The following is a 5756-nucleotide window of genomic DNA, read 5'->3' as shown; positions in this document are numbered from 1 at the left end:
CCGCCGGATCGGCCCGAACCGTCCCGGCGGCAAGAAACAGGACCAGAAGCGAGGCAAGCCAAATACGCATGCGCCAATCCTGCCACCAGCATGGGGAGGGGGCAAGGGCGGCGCCCGCACGGTCGCCGCCCTCAATCGACTCGGGGAGAGAATTTATTGACCATGCGCCACATCCCCCCTGGAACCGGGCGAAGGAAATAGTGGATTTGGGTCAGGGGCCCCGTTTCGCATTTCTCCCGCCCGTCCTTCGCTATCCAGCAGCGCCTTTTGCGGATGACGATCCGGATGTCGCCCGGCACCACCCGCCATTCGTCCGGGTGGCGCAGCTTCGGCGGAATGTCGGTTTCCGCGAGACGGACGGCGGAAACCACCTGATAGTAGACCTTCCAGCCGCTCCCCCCCTTGAGGCCGAAGTCGTAGTATTCCTGGCCGGGAGCGCGCCCCATCCCGATCCGGCACAACTCCTTGTCCGTGCGCTCGAAGCAGGCGACGATGGTTTCGGCGGCGCAGAGCGGGGTTTCCGGCCGGCCGATGCAGCGGCTGGTGGAGGTGGCGTCGTCGGGCGTCAGGACGCGCCATTTGCCCTTGGGGGAGACGGCCGGCAGATCGGGATCGGGCCCTCCCGCCCAGGCGGGGACGGCCAGCAGGACGGCCAGGATCGGAACGAAGCGCAAAGCCATGCCCCATCCTGCCCCAACCGAGGAAGAATAGGCAAGGACGGACGCTCGCATTGCGGACGGGGCTTGCCAAGGGGGCGCCGAGGCGCGATTGTTCGGGCCATGGAATCGATGCTGTTCAGCCTTTCCGCCCTTCTGGCCCTGGTGCCGGTGTCCGTGGCTTCGGTCAAGCGGGCCGCCGCGGGGCCCGACGGCCTGTTCCGCCTGCTGCTGGGCGTGGCGGTGGCCGGGCCGCTCCTTTGGGCGGCCGTGCAGATGGCGGGGGCCTGGCGCACCGGCCTGTCCACCGCCCTTTGGGTGACCGTGGCCGCCAGCATGGCGCTGTTCGCCGCTACCGCCCTGACCACCCGCCATGCTTGGCGCCTGACCCCGCTGATCGGACCCTACATGATCCTTCTGGGCCTTGTCGCCCTGGTCTGGCAGCATGTGCCGGCCCACCGTCCTTTGGGGGCGGAAGGCGCCGTGGCCCTTGGCTGGGTGGGCATCCACATCGCCGTTTCGGTCGCCACCTACGGTCTGGTGACCATTGCCGCCGTGGCGGCGCTGGCCGCCTTTCTGCAAGAAAAGGCCCTGAAGGCCAAGCAGCCGACGGCGCTCACCCGCCTGTTGCCTTCGGTGATGGACTCCGAACGCTTGGTCGTCCGCCTGCTGCTGGTGGGGGAAGGGGTGCTGGCCCTGGGCCTGGCCACCGGCATGGCCACCCAGTACGGGGAAACCGGCCGTTTCCTGGTCTTAGATCACAAGACGGTGCTTACGGTCGCCAGCTTCCTGGTGATCGGCGGCCTGCTGGTCGCCCATTTCGTCACCGGCCTGCGCGGCCGGGTGGTGGCCCGCATCGTACTGCTGGCCTATCTGCTGATCTCCCTCGGTTATCCCGGCGTGAAGTTGGTCACCGACGTGATTCTCGCTTAATTTTCTTGCCTTTTTCCATGATGTGCCTATTTTGTGGGCATCTGTTTTCTGGGCAGCGGAATCATGGTTTTCGAACTCGGCACCCTGCGGCTGGAACGGCCGGTGGTCCTGGCCCCCATGGCGGGGGTCACGGATCTGCCCTTTCGCCGCCTGGTCAAGAGCTACGGGGCGGATCTGGTGGTCACGGAAATGATCGCCTGCCAAGCCCTGCTGCGGGCTCGCGAGCGCACCTTGCGAATGTCGGCATCCACGGCGGACGAGCATCCGGCTTCGGTGCAGTTGGTCGGCAACGAGCCGGGAGCGATGGCCGATGCCGCGCGTCGACAGCGCGACCTGGGAGCGCGGATCGTCGATATCAACATGGGCTGCCCGGTGAAGAAGATCGTCAAGGGGGAGGCGGGCGCGGCACTGATGAAAGACGAGGTCCTGGCCGGGCGCATCATGGCGGCGGTGGTGGAGGCGGTACCCGACATGGCGGTGACGGTCAAGATGCGGGCCGGTTGGGACGAAGACAGCCGCAACGCCCCGCGCCTGGCCCGCATCGCCGAAGACAGCGGGATCAAGGCGGTGACCGTGCATGGCCGCACCCGCGCCCAGTTCTACGGCGGCCGGGCCGACTGGGTCTTCATCGGCGAGGTCAAGGCGGCGACGCGCCTGCCGGTGATCGGCAACGGCGACGTGGCTTCGCCCGAGGATGCGGCGGAACTGCTGCGGGTATCCGGCGCCGACGGCGTGATGATCGGCCGGGCTGCCTTCTCGCCGACCCCTCACCAGCGGAACAACTTGAAACGATTCTAGGCCATTACGCGGCTATCCTCGCTCACTACGGAAAACATCAAGGCATTCGTCTGGCCCGCAAGCATTTCGGCTGGTATAGCAAGGGCTTGCCGGGTTCTGCGGAATTTCGTGCGAAGGTGATGACCCTTTCGGATAGCGATGCCGTGCAAGCCCTGGTCCACGATTTCTACGGGCCACTGGCCGAGCGATGGGCAGCCTGATGGCGGTCCGTCCGTTTCCCCGCCGCGAGACCGGATCGGCCGGCGAGCCCGATGCCGAGGCCGTGCTCAACGGCTTGGCTGTGGCCGTGGTGGTGGTCGATCCCCAGGACACGATCCTCCGGGTCAACGTGGCCGCCGAAAACCTGCTGCAGGGGAGCGCAGCCCATCTGCGCGGCCTGCCGTTGCGCAGCCTGCTGCCCGCCGACAGCCCGGTCTTCGGGGTCACCGGCCAAGCAAGGGCGGAAATCTGCCCGGTTTCCGAATACGGGGTCGAGATCGACACGCCTCGCATCGGCAAGCACCTGTTGAACATCCAGGCCTCGCCGGCCGTGGATTCGCCGGGCTACCTGGTGCTGACCTTCCAGGAACGCTCGATTGCCGACAAGATCGATCGCCAACTCACCCACCGGGGCGCGGCAAGGTCGGTATCCGCCATGGCCTCCATGCTGGCCCACGAGGTCAAGAACCCCTTGTCGGGCATCCGCGGCGCCGCGCAGCTTCTCGAACAAAGCTCGGAAAGTGCCGACGACCAGTCCCTGGCCCGGCTGATTCGCGACGAAAGCGACCGCATCTGCGCCCTGGTCGACCGCATGCAGGTTTTTTCCGACCGTGGTCCGGCGAAGCATAATCCGGTGAACATCCATCTGGTGCTCGATCGGGTGCGGCAGCTGGCCCAAGCCGGATTCGGCCGCCACGTCCGCTTCATCGAGGTCTACGATCCCTCTTTGCCCGCGGTGCCGGGCGATCACGACCAATTGGTCCAGGTCTTCCTCAATCTGGTAAAAAATGCAGTCGAGGCGGCGCCCAAGGATGGCGGGGAGGTGGTCCTCTCCACCGCCTACCGCCATGGTCTCCGCTTCAGTCTGCCGGGCAGCGATACTCGTGTGCATCTGCCTTTGATGGTGAGTGTCCAGGACAACGGGGACGGTATTCCCGAAGACCTGCAGCCCCACCTGTTCGACCCCTTCGTCACCACCAAGCCCAAGGGCAGCGGCTTGGGGCTGGCTCTGGTCGCCAAGATCGTGGGCGACCACGGCGGGGTGGTGGAATTCGATAGCCAACCGCGCCGGACGGTTTTCCGGGTCATGCTGCCCATGATGGATCACGAATGACATGGCCACTCCATCCCCCACCATCCTGATCGCCGACGACGATGCCGCCATTCGGACCGTGCTGACGCAGGCCCTGGGCCGGGCCGGCTTCGACGTGCGGACCACCGGCACGGCGTCCACTCTCTGGCAGTGGGTGAGCGAAGGGCAGGGAGATCTGGTCATCACCGACGTGGTGATGCCCGACGAGAACGGCCTCGACTTGGTGCCGCGCATCCGCAAGCTGCGCCCCGAATTGCGGATCATCGTGATGAGCGCCCAAAGCACCCTGCTCACCGCGGTCAAGGCCACCGAACGGGGCGCCTTCGAGTATCTGCCCAAGCCCTTCGACCTGGGGGAACTCGTGGCCGTGGTGCGTCGCGCCCTGGAAGCCCCCAAGGGAGCAGGGGAAGGTGCAGCCACGGAAGTCCGATCGCCGGAAGAAAAGCTGCCGCTGATCGGCCGTTCGCCAGCCATGCAGGAGATATACCGTACCCTGGCGCGGCTGATGAACACCGACTTGACCGTGATGATCGTCGGCGAGTCGGGCACCGGCAAGGAACTGGTAGCCCGCGCCCTGCATGACTACGGCAAGCGCCGCAACGGGCCCTTCGTCGCCGTCAACATGGCCGCCATCCCGCGCGAACTGATCGAAAGCGAGTTGTTCGGCCACGAGAAAGGCTCCTTCACCGGTGCCACTTCCCGCGCCGCCGGACGCTTCGAGCAGGCGGAAGGCGGCACCCTGTTCCTGGACGAGATCGGCGACATGCCGCCCGAGGCCCAGACCCGCCTGCTGCGCGTCCTGCAGGAAGGCGAATACACCACCGTGGGCGGGCGCGTGCCGCTCAAGGCCAACGTACGCATCGTGGCCGCCACCCATCGCGACCTGCGCCAGTTGATCCGCCACGGCCTGTTCCGCGAGGATCTCTATTTCCGGCTCAACGTGGTTCCCATCCGCTTGCCGCCCCTGCGCGAGCGGACCGAAGACATCTCCGAACTGGTGCGCCACTTCCTGGCCCGGAGCGCCGAGCAGGGCCTGCCCTGGAAAATCATCGGCCCCGAAGCTCTGGACCGCCTGCGGGAATACCGCTGGCCCGGCAACGTGCGCGAACTGGAGAACTTGGTGCGGCGCTTGGCGGCGCTCTATTCCCAGGAAGAAATCGGGGCCGAGGTCATCGTCGGCGAACTGGCCGAGAACGCGCCCCGCCCGGTGGCAGAGCCCCCTGCCGGAGGCGGCCTTTCCCAGTCGGTGGAACAGCATCTCCAGACCTACTTCGCTGCCCATGAAGGCGGACTGCCCCCGCCGGGCCTTTACGACCGAATTCTCCGGGAAGTCGAACGTCCGCTCATTTCCTTGACCTTGGTGGCGACGCGAGGCAATCAGATCCGAGCCGCCGACGTTCTCGGCGTCAATCGCAATACTCTGCGCAAGAAGATCAAGGATCTGAACATCCCGGTGGTTCGAGGCGGAAAATGACCGAGGAATCCGCCGTTCCCCCATCTCCGGCTCCGCCCTCGCGGCGACGCCGTCCGGTGGTGCGGTTCCGTCTCTGGGCGCGCCGGGTCGGTCTGGAACGCAAGCTGGCTTTCACTCTGACGGCCCTGGCGGTCCTGGCGGGCATCGTTACCGGGGCGGCCATGACCGGCGCGTCAGCCGTCCTGGGGCCCGACCCCAAGCGGCTGGTGGCTCTGCTCTATGTCGACGTGGTGATCCTGCTGCTGTTGGCGGTCATGGTGATCCGTCGGTTGGTGGTGGTCTGGGCCGCCCGCCGCCGTGGCGCCGCCGGGTCGCGACTGCACATCCGCTTCGTCGTGTTGTTCAGTCTCGTGGCGTCGGTTCCGACGGTGCTGGTCGCCGTCTTCTCGGCTCTGTTCCTGAATTTTGGCCTGCAGGCATGGTTCGCCGAGCGGGTGCAGACCGCCATCGAGCAATCCCACGCCGTCGCCCAGGCCTATCTGTACGAGCACGCCCAGACCATCCGCGCCGATGCCATGGCCATGGCCCACGACCTGGACGCCGAAGCGGAGACCCTGGTGCTCAACCCCACCTTGATCTCCCAGGCGGTGACCAACCAGTCCTA

The 5756-nt window shown here is 66.4% G+C and carries 5 protein-coding genes and 1 pseudogene; 5 read left to right on the top strand and 1 reads right to left on the bottom strand.

From position 1 onward, the window contains the following. Positions 1 to 131: 131 nt before the first annotated feature. Complete coding sequence (locus H7841_17975; protein ID MEO5338747.1) at positions 132 to 680, bottom strand: hypothetical protein; 549 nt, start codon at positions 678 to 680, stop codon at positions 132 to 134. Between the two features lie 99 nt (positions 681 to 779). Here H7841_17975 and ccsA point away from each other — a divergent pair, with 99 nt between their 5' ends. The 5 genes and pseudogenes from ccsA to H7841_17950 form a co-directional block, all read left to right on the top strand. Continuing rightward, complete coding sequence (gene ccsA / locus H7841_17970) at positions 780 to 1589, top strand: cytochrome c biogenesis protein CcsA (GenBank protein ID MEO5338746.1); 810 nt, start codon at positions 780 to 782, stop codon at positions 1587 to 1589. A gap of 63 nt (positions 1590 to 1652) precedes the next feature. Beyond that, a pseudogene (dusB, locus tag H7841_17965) lies at positions 1653 to 2587 on the top strand (tRNA dihydrouridine synthase DusB). Then, positions 2587 to 3699 carry an ATP-binding protein gene (locus tag H7841_17960; protein ID MEO5338745.1) on the top strand — a complete coding sequence of 371 codons (1113 nt, stop codon included), beginning with the start codon at positions 2587 to 2589 and terminating at the stop codon, positions 3697 to 3699. The pseudogene dusB and the gene H7841_17960 overlap by 1 nt, the downstream one beginning before the upstream one ends. 1 nt (position 3700) lies before the next feature. Then, positions 3701 to 5152 (top strand): nitrogen regulation protein NR(I), encoded by a 1452-nt coding sequence (ntrC, locus tag H7841_17955; protein ID MEO5338744.1) that lies wholly within the window; start codon positions 3701 to 3703, stop codon positions 5150 to 5152. Continuing rightward, positions 5149 to 5756, top strand: a 608-nt coding sequence (locus H7841_17950; GenBank protein ID MEO5338743.1) for a two-component sensor histidine kinase, incomplete at its 3' end; no start/stop codon positions are given. The genes ntrC and H7841_17950, both read left to right, overlap by 4 nt.

It is taken from the genome of Magnetospirillum sp. WYHS-4 (assembly GCA_039908345.1).
In the GTDB taxonomy this organism is placed as follows: domain Bacteria; phylum Pseudomonadota; class Alphaproteobacteria; order Rhodospirillales; family GLO-3; genus JAMOBD01.
The sequence above is the reverse complement of the archived record's forward strand: the minus strand, read 5'-3'. Positions and strand labels throughout refer to the sequence as shown.